Source organism: Planktothrix serta PCC 8927 (assembly GCF_900010725.2).
Taxonomy (GTDB): Bacteria; Cyanobacteriota; Cyanobacteriia; order Cyanobacteriales; family Microcoleaceae; genus Planktothrix; species Planktothrix serta.
Genome location: NZ_LR734880.1, coordinates 90,575 through 112,518, shown reverse-complemented (window position 1 = coordinate 112,518; position 21,944 = coordinate 90,575). Strand labels below are relative to the sequence as shown.

Here is a 21,944-nt window from a genome sequence, read left to right as displayed (position 1 = left end):
AATTATAAAATAATGATGGTTTTTGCTATTATAATATGGGTTGGGTGCGTGCGCGGAGCTTACGCACCCTACGGATGAAGTGAGGATTGTTTTAAGTGATGAAAATTGTTAATAACCGATGGTTTCATCCGGTTTTATTGTTGTTTTGGATAGGACTGGGAATTTTATTTAGATTTATCGGTTTAGGAGATAAGTCAGCATCGAGTATTGAAATTTCTACTTTAGTGTTTAGTTTGGGTCACGGACTGAAAACTATTCCGTTAGATCAGATGATTTCAGCAGATATTTTATTATCCCCTTTGCGGTTTGAAAGTGCAACTCAGCCTGCGGATGTTGTTTATCATTTGTTTACCGAAAGTAATCATCCTCCGTTATATTTTTGGCTGAATCATTTCTGGATGAAGTTGTTTTCAATAGAGGGAGAATTAGTTTCTTTAACGGTAGCGCGATCGCTAAGTTCTATTTTAGGCGTTTTATCAATTCCGGCTATTTTTAGTTTAAGTTATTTTGCCTTTCGGTCTTTGATTTTTGCTCAAATTACAGCCGCGTTAATGGCAGTTTCTCCTTATGGAATCTATTTATCGCAAGAATCCCGGCACTATACTATAACTATTCTTTGGATTATCGCATCTTTAAGCTATTTTGTCAAGGCAATTAGAAGTTTAGAGGGAGAAAAACCCTTATCTATAATTCAAGTTATCGGTTGGATTATGGTTAATGGATTAGGAATTGCAACTCACTATTTTTTTATTGTATTCTTAGGTGGAGAAGGGTTAATTTTAGGAGGATTTTGGTTACAAGATTGGCGAAATCAATTAGGACTTATTAGAACAGCTTGGTTAAGAATTTATGCAGTAATATTCGGAACATTAATGAGTGGATTAGTTTGGATTCCAATTTTACAAAATCTTCCCAATGATCAACTGACAGAATGGATCGAAACCGAATTCAAAGGATTAGGATTTATCGAGCCTTTATTTCGGTTATTTGCTTGGTTAATTACCCAGATATTTTTATTACCTGTTGAAGGAACACCGATGATTATAACAGTGATTTCAGCATTAATTTTATTAACGGTTTTAGTTTGGGTAATTCCGGGGATAATCGCAGGAATTCGGTTAAATCTTCAAGCCTCTGAGACTCAACTAGAAACTAAAATATTTGGCGGTATTTTTGGCAGTGTTATTGTACTATTTTTAATTTTAATTTATGGACTTCAAAAGGATGTCTCTCTGGCGGCGAGATATCAATTTGTTTACTTTCCTGTGTTTATTTTAATTGTAGGTTCTGCATTAGGTAGGATTTGGAAACAACCCAGAACTTCTCATTATTCTTGGGTTTCACTCCCGCCTATTTTGCAAGCAAATAGTCAAAAAATTGTGATTGTCACCTTAATCATGGGGTGTTTAGGTGCGTTAACAGTTGGCGCAAATTATGGCTTTCAAAAATCCCAACAATCGGATCGTTTAGCGAGTTATATTATTAAAGAAGCGAAAACACCTGTCGTGATTGTGACAACTCAACGAACCCATGCAGAAACTCGATCTTTGATGGGATTAGGATTAGAATTTAAACGTCAGAATGCTAAAAAATTACCTCAATTTATGTTAGTCAAAAAAACAGATAATCCTTCCCCTGCTTTAGCAACAGCTTTAACTCAAGTTCAACGTCCCTTTGAGTTATGGAAAGTGAATTTAAAAGATAATACGGATTTTAGTCAATTCCGGTGTCAAGAAGATCCCCGTCCTCAACCTGATTTTAATGGATATCGATATCGACGATATTATTGTCGATAGTTGGGTTATGATTTGAGTTTGATTAAAATAGGATGAGTTCAACGTGCAGTTATATCTAACCCTTTCTCCGATAAAATTAGCTAAACGCTTAACAATGGGAGTGGCATTTTTTACCTTCACGAGTATTCTGGTACAAATTGGTAGATTTGGATTTAATTATCGAAAAGATTGGACATCAATGTTTAATCTTGATCGAGAGATGAATTTACCCACTTGGTTTAGTGCGTTTATGTTGGCGTTTTGTGCTTGGTTATTGGGTGCGATCGCATCTGCAAAACAAGCAGAATTGGAACAACAAAAAACCTTAACTGATGCTGATGATAATTCTCCGGTAAAATATCGTTATTTTCAACAGTGGAAATGGTTATCGATTATTTTTTGGTTATTAGCTATTGATGAAGTTGCTACGATTCATGAAATTTTAATTATTCCTGATCTTGCAAAAGCGTTAAATTTACCGCCTTTTTTACGTTCAATGTGGGTGATTCCAGGGATAATTTTAGTGGCAATTTTTCTGCGTCAATATTGGAGGTTTTGGTTACATCTTCCCCGAAAAACTCGTTATCATTTTATTTTAGCAGTATCTTTATATATTGGAGGAGCATTATTTATGGAAATGTTAGGGAGTGTTGTGGCGTTTTATAACCATCAACAAAGTCTAATTTATTCATCGGTAGCAATTATAGAAGAAATTATGGAAATGCTGGGGGTGATTGTGTTTATGTATGGATTATTAGTTTATATTAAAGAATGGCAACAAAAAATCGATGTTGAGATTAAAATAATTAGTTGACGGTTGACTGTTGGCTATTATGGGCGGGATAACCCATCGGTGTTAACTTTAAGGCTAAAAGTAGGCTAGAAAACCGAAAGTTCGTTGATTTTTTTCTAGTCCTAGATCCCCCCTAACCCCCCTTGAAAAGCAGGGCGTTTTCAAAGTCGGGTGTAAAAAAGAAAATAAAAGTGATCTTTTATTGATAAAATCAAAAAGAGATCACTATTTTTTGATTAAAACAATTATGTTAAACAGTATAATTGAACAACTGAAGTTAGTCAAGGATTTTCGGAAAAATCGGGGTAAAAGACATGAATTATGGGTAGTGTTGACTATCATTATTTTGGCCCTGCTAACTGGCAATGTTACTTATAAGCAAATAGATAACTTTAGAAAAAACGAAGAAAATAAGCTAATTAAATTATTAAAAATTACAGCTAAAAAGTTACCATCTTATAGTACCATTAGACGAGTAATGATCGGGATAAATCTAATAGAGATTCAGTTAGTTTTTCAGTCAACAGTCGAGGAATATTATTGGCAAAAAGAAGGCGTTGATTGGATTGCGATCGATGGAAAATCTTTAAAAAATACCCTGACTAACTATGAAGATCAGAAACAAAATATGCTAATAATGGTATCTGGGTTTAGTCAAGAAACCAAGTTAGTAATTAAGTCGGAAAGTTTTGAAAGTAAACAAAATTCTGAAAATGCTAAAGTTCTCTCTATGATAGAGAAATGTGGGTTATTAAATAAAGTATTTACTCTTGATGCTCTCCATTGTAGTAAGGCAACAACTCAGGCAATAATTGAGAGCAAAAATGATTATTTAATTACGGCAAAAGGCAATCAAGTTAAATTACACAAGCGAATAAAAATTTTAGCAGAAATTGAAAAACCTTTAACAGTATATGAAGAAAAAGATGTCAGTCATGGACGAAATGTTAGCAGAAAAGTATCAGTATTTGATAGCCAGAATGTGAACCATAAAAATTATCCTCATCTTCAAAGTTTTATTGAGGTAGAAAGAACAGGTTTTCGGGGTGACAAAGAATATAATGAGACTTTATATTATATTAGTAGTCAGAAATTAAGTGCGAAAACATTTGCGGAAAAAATTAAAGCACATTGGTTAATTGAAAATCAAGTACATTGGGTCAAAGATGTGAATTTTAATGAAGATAAATCAAGAATAAAAGGGATAGACGTAGCGGGGAAATTCTCGTTATTAGTAACATTGATTTTGAATATATACAGAAGTTTGGGTTTTATTTCAATAAAAGAGGGACAATCATGGTTGGGAAATAATTGGGAAAAGATTTTAGCGATCGCCTGAATTAATTAAGTTTTTAAAACTATTTTTTTCAAAAAACATTAGAAATATTTAATAATCAATAGCCATAAAGTCTTGTTAAGCCAGACAATGGCTATTTTTTGCTGTTAATAAATATTGAAATTGTTCATTCTTAGTATTTCCAACTTGTCTGATAAAAATTAGAGATAATTTGACCGTAAAAATTGATGATTTTTTTTGAAGATAGCGATCGCATTTTGGAAAATGAAAACCCCCTGCTTGAAAAGGGGGGAATTAGAGTCCAAAGTCCCCCTTTTTAAGGGGGATTTAGGGGGATCGACCAAAAAGCTGTAATCAGAAGTTTTCGGATTAAGTTGACACTCCTTGGGGATAACCCCACCCCTACGATTGATTATGGAACAATTTCTTTATCAAATGAACCCCTTAACTCGATTTTCTGAACGAGCATCTCACTATGCAAAATATCGACCCAGTTATCCCGATGAAGCGATTATAATGCTGTTAGAGGGGTTAGGAAATCCCTCGGAATTAATAGCAGTTGATATCGGTGCGGGGACGGGGATTTCTTCACGGTTATTAGCCGAAAAAGGGGTTAAGGTTTTAGCGGTTGAACCCAACGCTCAAATGAGAGAAACAGCAACTCCCCATCCCTTAGTTGAATTTCGAGATGCTACGGCGGAAAATACGGGTTTAGGGGATAATTCTGTTGATTTAGTGACTACATTTCAGGCGTTTCACTGGTTTAATCCTGAACCGACTTTAAAAGAATTTAATCGGATTTTAAAACCATCGGGACGGTTAGCAATTGTTTGGAATCATCGCAATAGAAAAGATGAATTTACCAAAGAATATAGCCAAATTTTGAAAAATGCAGCCAAAGATCCTCCAGTGGAAAAAGAAAAACGTAAACGGGTTATCGATATTGCTCAAAGTTATGCTGATTTTAAAAATTGGCGTTATCACGCGATCGCTTATCAACAAATATTAGATTTAGAGGGGTTAATTGGAAGAACTCAAAGCGCGTCTTATATTCCCACCGAAGGAGAAGCGGGTCAACAGATTATTACCGAGTTAGAAACGTTATTTCAGCGTTGGGTAGATACACAAGGATTTGTGTATTTAATTTACCGCACAGATGTTTATTTAGCAGATGTTAATTTATAATAAAAGGATAGGATATAATTAGGAGAATGATATGGTTGTGCAAACTGAACCTCTCCTCTATTCTCCAGAGGACTATCTCAAACGCGAAGAAATCGCGGAATTTAAGCATGAGTATCGAGATGGAGAAATTATCCCCATGACCGGAGGAACAACTAATCATAATCAAATTTTAGTTAATCTTTGCGCTCATTTATATTTTGCCTTAAGAAAACAAAATTATCGGGTATTTACCAGCGATGTCCGTTTATGGATTCCTGATTATCGATTATATACTTATCCTGATTTAATGGTAATTCGTGGAGATGTTATTTATCATGAAAATCGCACGGATACGGTTTTAAATCCCTTAGTCATCGTAGAAGTTTTATCGAAATCAACGGGAAATTATGATCGAGGGGATAAGTTTAAATATTATCGGTCTATTCCCGAATTTCAAGAATATATTTTAATAGATCAATATCAATATTCTGTTGAACAATTTGTGAAAACAGAAGGGGGAAAATGGCAACTCAATTTTTATGAATCTCCTGATTCAATTTTAACCTTAAGTAGCGTTGATTTTCAAATTAACTTTACTGATCTTTATGAACAAGTGAATTTTGAACAACCCGAAGAATAAAATTTTAACGTATATTCCGCTTTAACTGATCTACTTCTTCATCGATTTCCCATTGTTTAAATTTCGTTTCTAGGGAATCACCAAAGGAACTAGAACTGCTATAGGATGTACTCTGATTCCAGCCTTTAGTTTCCCAAGGATTTTGAGCTTTTTGTTCGGCTTGTCCTTTAGCGCCGTTGGCTGCCATTTCTGCGGCTTTAGCTTTAACTTCCTTATGGCGTTGTTGTACTTGATAATAGAGTTCTTTGGATTTTTGAATCCGTTCTTTAACGCCTTGCATTTGTCCCCAACGTTGGTTTCCCTGACGGAGTAACGCCGCCTCTCGTTCTTGAGCCGCCGTCGCTAAATCTAAACGATTGGCGGCTTGTGCTTTTTGCACCCATTTATGCCATTTTTGAATATCCTGAGCAATTACTAAAATTTCCGCTTCCAGCTTTTTTTCTTCTTGGTTCAACTCAGCAATTAACCGTAATGTATCCTCCTCTTGTTCTCGCAATTGTTCTTCTAACGCTTGCAATTCCAAATGGGGATTATCTTTAAGAAACTCCTCTAGGCGAGTCTCTAAAAATCGACTAAAATCTTCAAATAAACCCATAATTAAACATTAAATATAAAGGAACAGTTAGTATTGACGTGCTATAGCAATCCGTGTAGGGGTTGTAATATTTTATCGTAGGGGTTGGGAGGGACGCATTGGTGTCAACTTAAGTCATAATGCCCTGAAATAAATTTCGGGCTAAGAAGCGATCGGCATCTAAAGATGACTCAAGACTTGTCTTTCTTAACCCGTTTTAACGGGTTTAAGCTTTTAGCCTGAAATTTATTTCAAGGCTTTTGGCGTTAAGTTGACACCGATGGGAGGGACGCCACCCCTACAGGTAATCATTAGAATTGTTGTCCCACAAAAAGTGTCTTAACTTCCCCATTGCGACGAATTACGGCCTCTTGATTAACCACTTCAACCAGTGACCAACCACTGGCGCCAACGGTTTCACCCACATAGATCCGACGGGCCACCCCATTAATTTCAAATAGAGCCGCCGAGCGATCGCCCAATTCCAAAATTCCCACTAAGGTATGAGCCGTTACCGGGGCTGGGTTAGCTGCTGTTGGCTGTTCTACGGGAGTTTCCGTCACCGCCGAGGGGGGGGCTACAGGACTAATTTCGGGTACAACAGCCTGACTTTGGGGTGCGGCTGGAGCCCCTTCCGAGGGTGTAGCAGGTTTAGGTTGGGTTTGGGGTTTAGGCGTTTGGGCCGTTGTTTTGGGCTGGGGTGCGGGGACGACACCGGAACCCCGTCCACCAGGAACAACAGTTGGTGCAGTCGGTGCAGTCGGTGCGGGTTGTTGTCCCTTTGCCAAACTGCTCATCACTTGTTGAGAGAGGGACGCCGTTTGATTAGAGGCATCTTGAATGGCCCCCGCCACTCGGTTAATAGCAGCCACGAGGTTATTAGTATCCATCACCGGAGCTACGTTCGCCACCGGAGGAGTCCCAGGAACCGGGAGGGTGGGTAATACTGCATTTGGAATGGGAGGGGGTAATAGGGGCAACCCTAACGGGGTTTGTTGATTTTGTTGTTCAATATTGGTGATCGATCGCTCAATATAATTGGAAAATTGAATATCCGCTTTTGTTTTGGCATCTAAAACAGGTTCGGGGGAAACCGCCACAGGTTCGGGGGCAAATAAGCGTCCAAAACCGCCCCGTGTTGCTAACCATAATAATAGGGTTATGAATAAGGATGAAAACGCGGCGATTAATAAAATCCGATCCAACGAAAGAGAGGACTTTTTAACACTGGCATCCCGTAATTTTTCCCCATCCTCTTCCTCCTGACGGGGCATCGGAGGCAGAATAATTTGAGGGACTTTAATCGATTTGAGAGAAACAAATTCCGGTTGCACCGTTTGACTCGGTAGCCGAGATTCTCCCTGCATCACACGATCGACATCGGAAAAAATGTCGTCCATGAGTTCATCGGCATAAGCTTCGACCGAGATCGGGGGTTTGGCGATTGGGACTTCGGAGAATTCCAATCGGGTTTTATTCATGGTTTTTTGAGCCATTGATCGCTCCTCTTCCTGTAAATCGTTAACCTCGATTTATTGATGATACAGCTATATTATTGTTATTTTTATATCATTGATTGTGGGGAATCTGATCTCTACCTCAAGGAAACTTTATGCAAATTTTAGCAGGGTTGTAGATGGGAATATGATTATCACAGAATTGGGGATTTGTCAACTGCTGATTGATAGAGATTTTGACCTCTCCCCTGAACCTGGAAACGGCAAACACAAAATTGTCGGATAATGGAGCTAAAAAAACAGAATTGCGGATCAATTGGCTTTACAAAGAATCTAATATTTTCCTTAAATTTTCCCTAGATTTCCCAAATTTTAGGGAATTTTGCTGCTACTATCTTCTCAAATTGTGGGATAATTACCCTAATGTTGAATTGCCGATCAGGGTTTTTTAAAATAGCCCAACCGGGTGAAAGAAAAAAACCGTCCCAGATGAGTCTAATACCTGATCAAAAATAAGGGTTCATATTTTAAAATCCTATCCTTGAGAAGACCAATATAGGGATTTTATCCCCACTAACAGACTCACGCTTCAATCTTTCGTGAGTTGTGACCCGTTCAAAATATCCCTTGTATTCGTGACGTTATAGCTTACTAAAAATACTCACGAGTGACTGAATCCAGGAGTTTAGGAGATAATACCGATGAAAATTCTAAAGACTCAAACCTTATCAGGGCCGAATTACTGGAGTATTGATGTTCATCAACTGATTATTATTCATCTCAATTTAGAAAAAGATAATCGCTACACCTCTGAAATTCCCGACTTCTCCGATGGACTTTGTGAAATTTTACCCCATTTAACCCAAGCAAAATATCAAGATTTCCTGACAAACGTAAAAACGGGAATTTTGATGAGTGATGTGGTTCTACAAATTGCCTTAGAATTACAAACTATAGCAGGAATGCCTGTACACTTTGGCTGTACTCGTCCCAGTTCCGAACCGGGAGTCTGGCGGGTAATCTTTCAATATCAAATCCCTGAAGCCGGACGCTATGCTGCACGAGCCGCAGTAAGGTTATGTCATCATTTAATTGATGATGGATATTATCGAAAAATAGAACTCCAACAAGACTTACAGGATTTACAAGAAATTGCCTTACAAGCTGAACTCGGCCCCACAACAGAAGCCATTGTCCAAGAAGCCGAATTACGCGGAATTCCTTGGAAAGAATTACCCGCTCGCCACGTTATTCAACTCGGTTATGGCAAAAATCAACGCCGAATTCAAGCCTCACAAACTGATAGCACCAGTATATTAGGAATTGAATTTGCTTGTGATAAAGAAGGCACAAAAACCCTCTTAGATGCGGCGCGTTTACCTGTTCCTAAAGGTACTGTAATTAATAGCTTAGATGATTTAGAAAAAGCTGTTGATGATATTGGTGGATTTCCGATGGTTTTAAAACCCCTAGATGGGAATCATGGTCGCGGAATTACCCTCGATATTCAAACTTGGGAGGAGGCAGAAAACGCTTATGAAATGGCTAAAAATGAATCAAAAATTGGAAGCGTGATTGTTGAACGCTACTATAAAGGAAATGATTATCGAGTGTTAGTTGTTAAAGGAAAAGTCGTCGCCGTTGCTCAACGGGTTCCGGCTCATGTCATCGGAGATGGTCGTTCAACGTTAATAGAATTAGTCGAAGACACAAACCGTGATCCCCGTCGGGGTAGTGGTCACGAAAATATGTTAACTCGAATTGAAATTGATCGCCACAGTATTGATATTTTAAAACAACAAAGCTATCGCTTAGATAGTATTCCTCAACCCGGAGAGATTTGTTATCTTAAAGCAACGGCTAATTTAAGTACAGGTGGAATTGCTATTGATCACACCGATGAAATTCACCCGGAAAATATTTGGATTTGCGAACGCGCCGCGCAAATTATTGGCTTAGATATTGCTGGAATTGATATTACCGCCCCCGATATTAGTCGGCCATTGCGAGAAGTGGATGGGGTGATTGTGGAAGTTAACGCCGCCCCGGGGTTGCGAATGCACATTCAACCCAATGAAGGCAAACCCCGCAACGTGGCGGTTCCCATCGTGGATATGCTCTACCCCCCCGGAACCTCGGCTCATATTCCCATTACCGCCATTACCGGAACCAACGGCAAAACCACCACCACCCGTTTAATTGCCCATATCTTTAAACAAACTCAGAAAATTGTAGGTTTTACTACTACTGATGGTACTTATATCGGAGAGTTTTTAGCAGAAGCCGGAGATAATACCGGGCCACAAAGTGCCGCTTTAATTTTAAATGACCCCACCGTTGAATTAGCAGTATTAGAAGCCGCACGGGGGGGAATTCTCCGCTCTGGGTTAGGGTTTAATCGCTGTGATGTCGGCGTGGTGTTGAATGTTTCTGAAGACCATTTAGGCTTACAGGATATTAACACCGTTGAGGAGATGGCAGAAGTTAAAAGCGTTGTGGCAAAAGCTGCCAGTGAGTATGCGGTGTTAAATGCCGATGATCCGTTAGTTGTAGCGATGGCATCACAGATAAAAGCGAAAATTGCTTATTTTTCCCTCAATGCCGATAACCCTATTGTGAATGAACACATCGCCCAGGGAGGCGTTGCAGCGATTTATGAATCAGGTTATTTATCCTTTTTAAAAGGGGATCAAATGATTCGGGTGGAACAGATGGCTAATGTTCCCCTCACCTTACGCGGGTTAGCTCCGTTTATGATTGCTAATGCTCTGGCCGCTAGTTTAGCAGCTTATGTCCAGGGAGTCACCATTACCGAGATTAGTCAGGCGTTGCGGACGTTTGAGATGTCGGTGGAACAAACCCCTGGACGGATGAATTTAATTCCTTACCACTCTTTCCATGTTTTATTAGATTATGCCCATAATCGAGCTAGTTTTCAAGCGATTCTGGAGTTTGTTCGCAATTGGCCCGATGGTAAACGCATTGGGGTTGTTGGTGCACCGGGCGATCGCCGTCCCGAAGATTTTATTGAATTAGGACGGTTAGCGGCGCAGATGTTCGAGCGGATTATTATTAAGGAAGATGATGATAATCGCGGAAGCCAACGGGGAGATGTGGCTAAATATATTCAGATTGGAGTTCAGCAGGAAAATCCTGATTTTGACTGTGAGATTATTCTCAAAGAAATGAAAGCCATTGAAACCGCCTTTGCTGAAGCTACCCCAGGGAGTCTCGTCGTTATTTTCCCCGAAAGTGTGAAACCAATTCTCGCTTTACTGCAATTTAGTTAATTAGTTGGCTCCAAAAACCCAAAAAGTCCGATAGTTTCAATCCCTGATAGGGATTATAGCTGATTTCAACTGGAAAGACGGGTTTCGTTTTACAGGAAAAGACTTGCAAATGTTTCAATCCCTGATAGGGATTATAGCTGATTTCAACAAATGAATGGACTCGGTGCCGCTTTGACTAACCCGTTTCAATCCCTGATAGGGATTATAGCTGATTTCAACCATATTATTGTCGAATTAGATGGCAATAATGATGTTTCAATCCCTGATAGGGATTATAGCTGATTTCAACTTGAATTTATCCTCTATTATAAAAAGCACTTAGGCAGTTTCAATCCCTGATAGGGATTATAGCTGATTTCAACAAAAATCAACGTCTAGTGGTTCGTTGCATATTGGTTTCAATCCCTGATAGGGATTATAGCTGATTTCAACCAAATATTATAATATTCCTCCCAAACTTTAGGCGTTTCAATCCCTGATAGGGATTATAGCTGATTTCAACGATGGAAGGAGCGGGAATCGAAACTTTGGAAGTGTTTCAATCCCTGATAGGGATTATAGCTGATTTCAACTTTCAACCTAGAGGCCTATCAGTTTGTTCAGCAGTAAGTGTTTCAATCCCTGATAGGGATTATAGCTGATTTCAACAAATCAAGGGCAAAAAGGTTAAAGAAATAGGAAGTTTCAATCCCTGATAGGGATTATAGCTGATTTCAACAATCTTTAGTTATTGATGGAGTTGGGCGGCTAAAAGATAGTTTCAATCCCTGATAGGGATTATAGCTGATTTCAACACTAATGCTGATGGCGTGGCTGATATCGCCTTTCCGTTTCAATCCCTGATAGGGATTATAGCTGATTTCAACTTGGTTATAACCCAAATTGTTGAGGATATCCCTGGTTTCAATCCCTGATAGGGATTATAGCTGATTTCAACAGATGACTTAATAGAGAAATATCTCCCTTGTTATGTTTCAATCCCTGATAGGGATTATAGCTGATTTCAACTTGGTGGGGGGCAAGCTCCCTGGAATATGGGGAGTTTCAATCCCTGATAGGGATTATAGCTGATTTCAACATTCAGTCTATTAATATTAATAATAATATTGTAGTTTCAATCCCTGATAGGGATTATAGCTGATTTCAACTAACAGCGATCTCTACAGTTTGACTAATAGGGATGTTTCAATCCCTGATAGGGATTATAGCTGATTTCAACAAGCTTTGTACAATTCTGTAGTTTGACGGGGTGTAGTTTCAATCCCTGATAGGGATTATAGCTGATTTCAACAGGGAATGGGGATAAGAAGGGGTGCGATCGCGTTATCCCTGGCCGGTTTCAATCCCTGATAGGGATTATAGCTGATTTCAACGATAAGTCTGTGTCAATATTATAAGAAGAATCATAGTTTCAATCCCTGATAGGGATTATAGCTGATTTCAACTAATGGGATTATTGATAAAGGTTGATTAAAATAGGGTTTCAATCCCTGATAGGGATTATAGCTGATTTCAACCATAGTTTTACATTAAGAAATTTTGTACCTTTCTCATTATGTTTCAATCCCTGATAGGGATTATAGCTGATTTCAACACTAGGGTTAGAAGGGTTAAATACTCATCCCCCTGTTTCAATCCCTGATAGGGATTATAGCTGATTTCAACTTGGGTTTACGGCAAGGGCGGCGACATTTCTCACAGGTTTCAATCCCTGATAGGGATTATAGCTGATTTCAACAATACCCGGATTGGGGGTAAATCATGGTTGAAAAAGTTTCAATCCCTGATAGGGATTATAGCTGATTTCAACGCCGTTCCGTTCGGGAATTGAATAGAGAGTGGCTGATGTTTCAATCCCTGATAGGGATTATAGCTGATTTCAACAGCAGAATTTTAAATGGTTTGAGAAGGATGTTATCGCNATTCTTCATTAACCCGTTTTAACGGGTTTTAGCTTTGAGCCTGAAATTTATTTCAAGGCTTTTAGACTTAAGTTGACACCGATGGGTTTTCCCGCCCAAACCCTTGCTTAAAACACAAACCCCTATCTGATTTTCAAGATTTTGTAGGGGCGAGGTTTTCCCGCCCAAACCCTGCCCAAATCGTAACTCACTGGGCGAGGAGACCTCGCCCCTACGGGTAGATAGATATGGATTAGTTAAAACGGTATTGCATTTGGGCTGGAATTTGCAATTTTAGACCTTCAACGGTGTAATATTCCCCTCGCATTCTGACATTACGAATTAAACTAACTGGAGGCATATTAATCGTGTCATAACTCAAAACTTGATGGGTAAACATCACATCCAGAGGATTCAAAGGATAGGGAAAAATAAATTCATTCTCTTGATATCGTTTGAGTTTTGGCAGTTCTTCAACCGTTAATTCTGCCTTACTTGCCCATTTTCCTAAGCGAATCCATTTTGGCAGTTTTAACAAGTTTTCAGTCAGAATAAAAAACTCAAACTTGCTTTCGGGAGCAATTTCCTTTGTTCTGCCAAAACTAGGAATATTTTTTTGGGTTTTCTCCATCTCAACATGATAGTTATTATTGGCATATTTCCAAGTGTTGAGAACCGCAGTATAGTTAACTGTTCGGGCGGGAGTTACATAAATTCCCTGTTGATTCAAAGGCGTTAAATGTTGGGCATATTTAGGAACTTGTTCAGGACAGAAATAACGATAGGAATCCTCCTCAGAAACCGTTGTTTGATAGGATGGGTTATCAATTAAACCCAACGCATAACAAAGGGCATAATTATGCAGGATGGGTTCGGTTTCATAGAGTCGCCCAATTTCACGGGTGGCAAAATAAAGGCTATCATGCAGTTCTATTGTGCAACGATAGATCATTGTCATTAGTTGGACTCCGTTACAGTTGTTGCTGTTTTTTTGCTGCTTTTTTTACCTTTTTCTGCTGATTTAATAATGTGCTTTTGAGCATAAGCCATTGATTCTGTATTGGCTTGAACCAACATCGCTTTCAATCGTGTTTCATCACTGGTGATCGCTTTAACTTCTGTCAGCAGAGGGGTTAAACTATCTCCAATAAAATCAGTATGAGGAATATATTCTTGATTCAAGAGTTGAGAAATCGCGTCTTGAGCAGCAACTAAAACATCATCTTCATTCAAAGGTTCTGCCATTTCAATTTGACCTTTATGTTTCATCAAATCATAGATTTTCTGTGTCCAACGTAGGTTACTCACAATTTCACCATCGGCAAAAACCACACCAATTAACTCATTTCTGACTCGACCTGTACGAGTTGTTTGTGCGCCATAATGACGGGTTCGCAAAATGTTATTAAACACATACAAAAATCCAGCTTCTGTGGGATCTTTTAGGGTAATAATACTGGGAAAGAAAACTTGAGGTAAAATGTGATCTTGACTATTAATACGACTGGTTACTACTCCTTGACGACTCATGGTTCCATTTTCAAAGGGAGCATTCAGGGTGAAATTTTGGTGAGAATCATCAAAGGAAGTAATAGAATAAGCGGTATCAACAACAACTTTTGATTTTTCTGAACCCGCATCCCCAATAGCAAAACCATAGAGAACACAGTCAGGGGTTGTTTTACTAAAATCAACATTATAATCGCATTTTTCCCAATCCCCAATTTGATAGTTTCGCAATAATTCCCGTCCGGTTAAACGTTCAGGGGTTGATTGTTTGCGTTTAAACATGGCTAAACGGCTAATGGTTTCTTTGTGCTGAATACCTGCGCGAATTCGGGCTTTATTGAGTTCTCCATCGGTCTGAAATAAAGGATAGGATTCAGTCACACGAATGGTGATAAAATGGGCATATTTTCCCATTGGTTTTGCAGGGATTTCGGTGTGAAAATGTTTAGCATCTACAGTGGTAATAAATTGCATGGTTGTTTCCTTAAATGAATAGTTGGTTGAAGTCGAGGTTAACTGGAATTAAAGGTTATAAAGCTTCTTCCAGTTCGGGAATGTCTTCAGGTTCCGGTTGTTTAATACTTTGACGTTCGTGATCATCTTCTAAGCGATAAAGATAATCGCAAGTATCACGAATTAAATTGAGTTGTGTTCCGGCTAAACGACCGCGATCGCCTTTGAACGTTCCCTCAAAAATTTGCTGAACAAAAAATTGAGCAAAATCATAAATTGCTTGACGTTCTTCTTCGGAATTTAAAGCTGGTTTCCATTTGCCATCACTAAAGGTTAAGGTGGGTTTTCCTTCGGCTGTTCTCCGTCTTACATTCGTCATTAATTTAGAGAGACGTGCCGCCACCACATCTGTTAAAGATTCGGAATTATTGGCTAAACCTTTGTCAATTTTTAGAATGACATCGGCTGCTTCATCAATGGGTTTAAGCACTGCATTGGGTTTAGCATATTGGCTTTTGGCACGATAAAATACGCGATAAAGTCTCGTTAATTCTCGAAGTTGATTCATGGCTTTTCCTTCTGGATCAAAACAATAATAAAACTGTTGGTAGAGTTTAATTTTGGCGACAGGTGCGCTATCCCATTCCAACTTTCTGACTAATTTAGTCAGGTAATGAAAAACATACAAAGGGCTGGTTTCTAAATCCCTTGCTAACGCGGCTAATTTACCCCAATCTGGATCACCATCCTTTTTGCGATTAACTTCTAAATGAATACAATAAGCAGCACTTAACGCATTCAAAGGGGAAAAAGACGGTTTTGAACGAGGGAGAATACTATCTAAGCGAGTCCCATCTTTTTGTTGTTTAACTAAAGAGTTAATTGCTTGATGTTCTCCATCTAAAATCGTTGTTCGTTCAAAATCTGCACCACTAATAAAAGGAGGGACAGGAGATTCTGAAACTACAACTTTCACATCCAAAACTAAGGGCAATACAAACCCTAACCAAGCAGGCATTACCCAGGATTCTGTATCAGTGGCATCCCTTCCTGGGGGAAGTGCCATGAAGAAGAATGTTAACGGTTGTTTGGGTGGATAATTGAGTTTAAAGGTTTGGTCTTTCTCCGATTCTTCTTGAATTAAAAGAGAATCAACTTGTTGATAGTTTTCCAGACTAAACTGCGCTTGCTGTTGTTCTGTAATCAGGTGTTTACGAATATCAGCATCGAAGCGAGTTCGACGAATAAAACTATAAGCTTTTTGGAGAAAGTTATTGGTTTCTGGGGTAAAGAAATAGGCAGGATAGAGGTATAAGTAACGGTATTTACCCCCCTCAAAATCTGCTCCTGTTGCATTAGTTTTGTTCATTAAAATCTGTCGCAACATGATTTCAATTGACCAAATTGCACAGATTTGTCGCTTTGCCGCTTGAGCATTAAATAGAATCTGACGATTACTATAAACTTGAGGAGTAAATAGGGTTGCAGACTCCATTTGTTCCGTCACAGTGTAAGATGAACTGGACATTGCACAGACATTTTCCCGTCCTCTCCCTGTGATTTTGGCAGCTTTATATCGACTTAGTTCAACTAAAAAAGGTTGAGTTTCGGGTGGAATAATTGCACCTGTGGGGAAAGATACCACACGATTAATGTATGTTCTTAAATCATCCCAACCATCGGGAAGGGTAAATTCTTGAACAATCGGTTGTACTAAGCTAACAGCATGGTTGACCATTCCTTCCATGACTTCCCGAATTTGTCCTTCATCTAAAGTGGGATTTCTTTGGTTATGTTTGGCAGCCAAATAATACCAATCAAGAGGGACACCGCCTGTTTTTTTTAGGGATTGAATTGCTTTTAAGGCAGGAATTTCATCCGTTAACCCTAAATATTCAGCCAGTTTTTCAGTTAAATCTAAATCGGGTAAATTTTGACGGTTGGATTTCGGTTGTTGTTTTTGCCATTGATTAAAGCGATCGCACCAATCTCGCCAAATTCCTCGACACAAAACATCCCCAAATTCAGCTAATCGATCAATACGGTAATCATCCCCAAAGTTCACGTTTAAATAAGCAGGAAGTTCACCATTTTTTTGAAAACTGCTTAAACTTTCACTGCGTTTTTTACCAGAGGAAGGTTTTGTTGATGGCAGAATTCTACAAGCAGCATTAACTGATACTTCCATTAAACCATTAATTTCAAAAAAAAGCCAGTAGTAATCAGCAAATTTTAGCCCTTTTCCATCTCGACCAAAACCCGTTTGTCGATCTTTGAGTTGATTCGCACAAAGTTGTTTAATTTTAGCAATAACTTGCTCTGCAATTATTTCAACTTGAAGACCAGGAGCATCAACTTTAGCTAAATAAACCACACCATCAGGAAGATACAATAAAGGAGTATAAAAGTCTTCAGGATGAAGATCCATCAAGGCATTATTAATAATATTGGTTAAAACGCCTCGATTGTCGGACAAAGCATGATAACTAAACTTAAGTTGGTTATTACTTAAGTCTTTCAGAATTTCAACTAAACTTCCTTCTTGACTATTAAAAGGATGCTTAATCACGGAAGCAAATAAATCAGAAAGTCTAACCAAATTTGATAAAATTCCCCTGACTCTTCCATCTAGCTTAGGAGACAAACCTCGACTTTCTAAGCCTAAATCTGCATCATATTTAACTCCAGCATTATTACTCAACCAGATTAAATCATCAATATAGGATTCCCAGTTATTCCCCAGAAGAATATCTAAGTCCAACACTTTAATTTTCTGAGCAATATATTCTCGTCCTAAATTGGGTGCATCTGATTTTTTAGCAGTTTTTACCCTCCAATTTCGCCCTTGAAATTTTTGCTCAGGATCATTGTTAGTGAGCCAAATAGGATAGTCAGGAAATTTATCAAAATCATGGAGAATATAAGACGCTATAAAAATACTCGCTTCTAACTCACTACAAAACCGTTTTACTGGATTGGTTTCTAAAGTTTTGAGAAGTTTTAAAACCCGGTAAGTCGGAAATAAACCGTTAAGAAGATGGGAAATAAAAGATTGATCTTCTTTACTCCGTTCTACATTTTTTCCCTCTGCACGTCGATCTTCTGTGAATTGACCTCCTTTTGCCGTTGCTCCTACTAATTGCGTCATTAGTTTAGGTAAAACACAATCAGCAAACGTTTCTAATAAGTGATCGCCTTCATTCCCCTGAGTTCCTTTAATTGCTTCTCTAAATAAGCGAATAGTTAACAATTCAGGTTGAGACGGGGTTTCTTCTTCTTCAATTTGGTCAAAGTTTAAATCTAGCGGAAGTTCATCTTCATTCATGGTTAAGATATCCTGATTAAAATTAAGTTAAAGCGGGTAAAGGTTCAGGTAAAAAGGCTAAAATAATTTGCTGTTCAGGAATTCCAGCTAGAATTAATTCTTTAGTAATTCCCTGTTCAATGCCATCGTATTCGATATAAATTTTTTCATTTTGCATCGTGATATAAATTAAATTTCCTCTAATTCTTCGCCCTTGATCCCAACCAACTTGCATGAGAGCATAGCGATCGCGGATTTCATCAAAAACAACATCTAATCGAATCTCTCCATGAGAGGGACGAAGTTGAGCATATTTTAAGAGAATTTGTTTGATGATATTTCGGTAGGTCGCTGAGGTATCCATTGTTTAACTTCTCCTTGTTTGACATCTACAACTAATAAGTTTAAAGGTATTTCAGCAATAGCTAATTCACCAACGGGTTCACTGAAAATATTGTTATAAGTGATATCAGAAACGGCTAAATACAGTACCCGTTTTGGATCAACTTGAGACAGTAAAATTCGATAAAGTATATACTGTCCGATGGCTTGTTGTAAATCAGCAATTGATGATTGACCTCTAAACTCTTTAATTTCAATCGCAATCTTGGAATTATCTTTTTTGGCACTAATCAATCGTCCTTCTAAGGATTTTAACGGTTCGGATTCTCTGGCAGCTAAATCAACAAATAAAAATCGTTCACCATAAGAAATAACATAAGGATCATCCGTAATTTCCCAGCCATCTTTAATCAGAGCTTGTTTGACAATTTTGTGAGTCGCATCTCTGGCTGGCATTCCCTCCTCCTGAATACAAAATTTGTTAAATTTGAGCTAAAATTACTCAAATTTTGAGTGTTTGGACAGGTTTTAATCATTAGCTTTTCTCCAAATTTTGCGTAATTCATCTAAACAAACCCATTGACCATTCTTTTTCGCTTCGACATATTCCCAACCATTAACAGGACTACCATTAATTTTTTGTGCTAAAGGACTCGGCTTGTCGAATTCCTCTCCTTTGTAAAGGACAGTACCTTGAGAGGAGATTTTCAATCCTGTGGTGATATAGCTGTAACCGAATTTCTTAACGTTTTCCTTCTTCAATCTGACTCGGAGTGGGGTTGCTTGCGTAAGAATTCCCGCATCAAAGAGTTGCGAAAGATGGACATGAACATGATCAAATTTCTGGGTCGAAAGGTTTGGGCTGTCTTGAGATGGTTTAACAAGCTTGATAGAGACTGGACTTGATTTCTTTTCCTGTTGTACCTGTCCAAGATTCTCAAAATCAATCGGTAGCTGATAAGCCTCAATCTGAGATGGCTGGGTTTGAGAAGATTGAGCTTGTCGGTTTGGCTTCATCTGTCTCGTCTGCACCCAGTTCAGGAGATTGGCACGCAAGCTGAGTGGCATCTGTAACAAATCACTATCGTTAAGCTGGATAAGCATAGGAAAGTTGCTGGTAAACGTTTCTACCATCTTGGCAGTCCTTTTTAATTTTGTCAACGTCTTTATAGCCTTATGATAAACTTCCTCGTTGCGGCTAATGCAGGCAAAGTGAAAATTATGGGGTATGATGGGGACGAGGAGAAAGGGAAGCAGAGCAGTGCAACACTGCAACTAATGCCTTTCAGGTATTGAAACTTTATTGCCTTCTGATGTCGGGCAAAACCCTTTCTCCTACTCGATCTCAACAAATCCATCCTTCATCCTCCTTCGGTTTCCAACACCAAATTAAAGTTTCTAACATTAAGGCTGACTGTCCAAAAGCAATGGTATAGCGAGGCTTCTCATCTAGCTTATCGTCTATTCCATAGGCTTGAAATTGCATTGGTAAGCCTAATTTAGCTTGTAAATAACTGCGATCGCGATCAGAAATAAAACACACTACTCCTTGCCGATATAACGTCCGACTAATGGCATTAATGCTATTACTAATTTCTAAACCCTTGAGAACTTGAACTTTTCCTGATTTCTTGATTTCATCAAAATCATCTCCTGAATAGTAGAAGTGCCAATTTTCCCTAACTTCTCGGTAATCAATTAACTTGAGATAACACAAAGCATTTTCAAACCGTTTTTTAGGTAAACCTGCAACTTCTACTTTTTTCATAAAGTCTTTTTCTTCCATCCATTCTATAATAAAATTACTGAGAATGCCAGGAAGATTATAGGTTTTAAATCGTTCTTTTTCCGGTTCCTCTGGGTTAGTCATATCATAAATAGCACAGTCTAGCTGACTACTCCCTCGAAAACTACGCGCTTCTTGAATAATTTTGTTTTTCTTTTCATTCAAGCAGTGTTTAATTTGACCATATTTATGACCTAAACTCATCCCAAAGGCACTTTCAATATCTCGTTTAAAATTATTGACTGCTTGTGGATACTCGTTTTTCATGTTTAATAACTCGTTATGTACACAAGCCGATTGAATTCCTCCCCATCGTTTAGGATAATTTTCAAACTGATTAACAAAAGACCAACAAGAACGAATCGATTGAGTAAAGGTGATCCGATCATAGTTTTCCCCGACTTTTAAGGGTGATTGTTCACTAAATAACCGAGCAACCAAAAAGTTAGGAATTAAAGCATAAGCTTGGTAAATGGGAAAATTAGGATGTCTTCCTAATCGTCCAAAGCGTTGAATAAAATTCCCGGCATCAGACGCTTCAAAGATGAGAAAATTAATATTAAAATCAACGCCAATATCAATAGTAGAGGTTCCAATCACTAAATCCGCTTCTGCGATTGATTTGGCTTTTTCTGTTTCCCCTGTCAAACTCGTATTAGGAATAACTTTTAAACCATGAGGTTCAAACAATGATCTGAGTTTGGGTAACAGTTTATAAACAGAAGCAATAGAATTAAGAATAATTGCTCCTTTACTGCCAGGATAGTCTAGGAAAAATTTTAAGATAGTAGTTTCAGCATTTTCAACTAACCAATCATAACCGGAACGAAAATTAGGCTCTAACTGATTAGGAAATGTTAGGTTAATGCCTTGGCTAACCTGTCGCCATCCCGTTGTAACTAAATTAGGATCAAATTGATAAGCACCTTGAGCGACCGGATCAATAATTCGGTACTTCAAGCCTGATTTGAATAGAAAATTTTGCAGAAGTTCGCTAGGAGTAGCCGAAAGAAACAGAAATTTTTTATTAACTGAGGTATGTTTAATCAACAGCAGCGCATTCATAACACTAGCAATTTGAGGAGATGAAAAAACATGAAATTCGTCAAAAATAAATAACTCATAGTATTCATCAATGCGCCGAAATAGTTTGTCGGCGTTGTCGCCTTTGCCTTTCTTATTTCGACGGAGATAACGAAAATCATGGATATAGTGAAAAATATCAGGATTTGTTAGTAGAATTTCTGAGTTATTCGTGCGATTAATTAAGGCTTGCTGTCGAGAGGGTAACTGATTGGTTTCGATAAAATCATCTAAAATAGAACCATTTAAGCGGTAAATTTGAGGATCATAGTCCGGCTGAAATTGAGTTTTGTAATTCTGGACTTGTCGTTCTTGATCCCGTGCGAGTTCGTTAGTCGGGTACATGGCTAAGGTGTAATTACGTCCCGTCATCGCTTTCAGATAGGCCGCTAAACTCTTACCATCCCCTGTCATGGCGGTATTGAAAACAATATCAATATTCGGATCACTCAACGCTTTGAAGGTTTCCGCCTGATGCCATGCTAATGTCCAACCAGGGGGTAAGGTCACGCCCTGCAATGGTTCTGAGGCTGGACAGGAATAAACAGGCTTGAGTATGATAGAGTAAGTATCCAC

15 protein-coding genes and 1 CRISPR repeat array are annotated in these 21,944 nt (G+C 38.4%); of the genes, 6 read left to right on the top strand and 9 right to left on the bottom strand.

Annotated elements, in window-relative coordinates:
* Nucleotides 1–98 precede the first annotated feature (98 nt).
* The 5 genes from PL8927_RS22805 to PL8927_RS22785 all read left to right on the top strand — a co-directional run bounded on the left by PL8927_RS22805 (nucleotide 99) and on the right by PL8927_RS22785 (nucleotide 5,669).
* Nucleotides 99–1,796: a glycosyltransferase family 39 protein gene (locus tag PL8927_RS22805; protein ID WP_083625754.1), complete on the top strand. Its 1,698-nt coding sequence runs from the start codon at nucleotides 99–101 to the stop codon at nucleotides 1,794–1,796.
* A gap of 43 nt (nucleotides 1,797–1,839) precedes the next feature.
* Complete coding sequence (locus PL8927_RS22800) at nucleotides 1,840–2,589, top strand: hypothetical protein (RefSeq protein ID WP_083625753.1); 750 nt, start codon at nucleotides 1,840–1,842, stop codon at nucleotides 2,587–2,589.
* Between the two features lie 211 nt (nucleotides 2,590–2,800).
* Entirely contained in the window at nucleotides 2,801–3,907 is a 1,107-nt protein-coding gene (locus tag PL8927_RS22795; RefSeq protein ID WP_231506120.1) for an ISAs1 family transposase, read from the top strand.
* Nucleotides 3,908–4,279: 372 nt separating this feature from the next.
* Entirely contained in the window at nucleotides 4,280–5,050 is a 771-nt protein-coding gene (locus PL8927_RS22790) for a class I SAM-dependent methyltransferase (protein WP_083625752.1), read from the top strand.
* A gap of 31 nt (nucleotides 5,051–5,081) precedes the next feature.
* Entirely contained in the window at nucleotides 5,082–5,669 is a 588-nt protein-coding gene (locus tag PL8927_RS22785) for a Uma2 family endonuclease (RefSeq protein WP_197047521.1), read from the top strand.
* Between the two features lie 4 nt (nucleotides 5,670–5,673).
* On the opposite strand, the gene PL8927_RS22780 is transcribed toward PL8927_RS22785, so the two are convergent.
* Both PL8927_RS22780 and PL8927_RS22775 read right to left on the bottom strand, forming a co-directional pair.
* Nucleotides 5,674–6,264, bottom strand: a complete 591-nt coding sequence (locus tag PL8927_RS22780) for a TIGR04376 family protein (protein ID WP_083625751.1) — start codon at nucleotides 6,262–6,264, stop codon at nucleotides 5,674–5,676.
* Nucleotides 6,265–6,554: 290 nt separating this feature from the next.
* On the bottom strand, nucleotides 6,555–7,739 hold the full coding sequence (locus tag PL8927_RS22775; protein WP_231506119.1) for a hypothetical protein: 1,185 nt from the start codon (nucleotides 7,737–7,739) through the stop codon (nucleotides 6,555–6,557).
* A gap of 662 nt (nucleotides 7,740–8,401) precedes the next feature.
* Here PL8927_RS22775 and cphA point away from each other — a divergent pair.
* Nucleotides 8,402–10,990: a cyanophycin synthetase gene (gene cphA / locus PL8927_RS22770; RefSeq protein WP_083625750.1), complete on the top strand. Its 2,589-nt coding sequence runs from the start codon at nucleotides 8,402–8,404 to the stop codon at nucleotides 10,988–10,990.
* Between the two features lie 33 nt (nucleotides 10,991–11,023).
* Nucleotides 11,024–12,874: direct repeats of the CRISPR family, unit length 37 nt; unit sequence GTTTCAATCCCTGATAGGGATTATAGCTGATTTCAAC.
* Between the two features lie 270 nt (nucleotides 12,875–13,144).
* Here the strand turns inward: cphA and cas5d are convergent.
* The 7 genes from cas5d to cas3 all read right to left on the bottom strand — a co-directional run bounded on the left by cas5d (nucleotide 13,145) and on the right by cas3 (nucleotide 21,944).
* Nucleotides 13,145–13,849 carry a type I-D CRISPR-associated protein Cas5/Csc1 gene (gene cas5d / locus PL8927_RS22765; RefSeq protein WP_083625749.1) on the bottom strand — a complete coding sequence of 235 codons (705 nt, stop codon included), beginning with the start codon at nucleotides 13,847–13,849 and terminating at the stop codon, nucleotides 13,145–13,147.
* Nucleotides 13,849–14,874 carry a type I-D CRISPR-associated protein Cas7/Csc2 gene (gene cas7d / locus PL8927_RS22760; protein ID WP_083625748.1) on the bottom strand — a complete coding sequence of 342 codons (1,026 nt, stop codon included), beginning with the start codon at nucleotides 14,872–14,874 and terminating at the stop codon, nucleotides 13,849–13,851. The genes cas5d and cas7d overlap by 1 nt, the downstream gene beginning before the upstream one ends.
* A 55-nt stretch (nucleotides 14,875–14,929) precedes the next feature.
* Nucleotides 14,930–18,178, bottom strand: a complete 3,249-nt coding sequence (gene cas10d / locus PL8927_RS22755; protein ID WP_083625747.1) for a type I-D CRISPR-associated protein Cas10d/Csc3 — start codon at nucleotides 18,176–18,178, stop codon at nucleotides 14,930–14,932.
* A 22-nt stretch (nucleotides 18,179–18,200) separates the two neighbouring features.
* A complete protein-coding gene (locus tag PL8927_RS22750; protein WP_083625746.1) occupies nucleotides 18,201–18,521 on the bottom strand; it encodes a XisI protein in 321 nt (106 codons plus the stop codon).
* Nucleotides 18,473–18,955 (bottom strand): XisH family protein, encoded by a 483-nt coding sequence (locus tag PL8927_RS22745; RefSeq protein WP_083625745.1) that lies wholly within the window; start codon nucleotides 18,953–18,955, stop codon nucleotides 18,473–18,475. Before PL8927_RS22745 ends, PL8927_RS22750 begins: the two co-directional genes overlap by 49 nt.
* A 72-nt stretch (nucleotides 18,956–19,027) precedes the next feature.
* A complete protein-coding gene (locus tag PL8927_RS28125; RefSeq protein WP_197047520.1) occupies nucleotides 19,028–19,633 on the bottom strand; it encodes a hypothetical protein in 606 nt (201 codons plus the stop codon).
* A 211-nt stretch (nucleotides 19,634–19,844) separates the two neighbouring features.
* On the bottom strand, nucleotides 19,845–21,944 hold the full coding sequence (gene cas3, locus PL8927_RS22735) for a type I-D CRISPR-associated helicase Cas3' (RefSeq protein WP_156093296.1): 2,100 nt from the start codon (nucleotides 21,942–21,944) through the stop codon (nucleotides 19,845–19,847).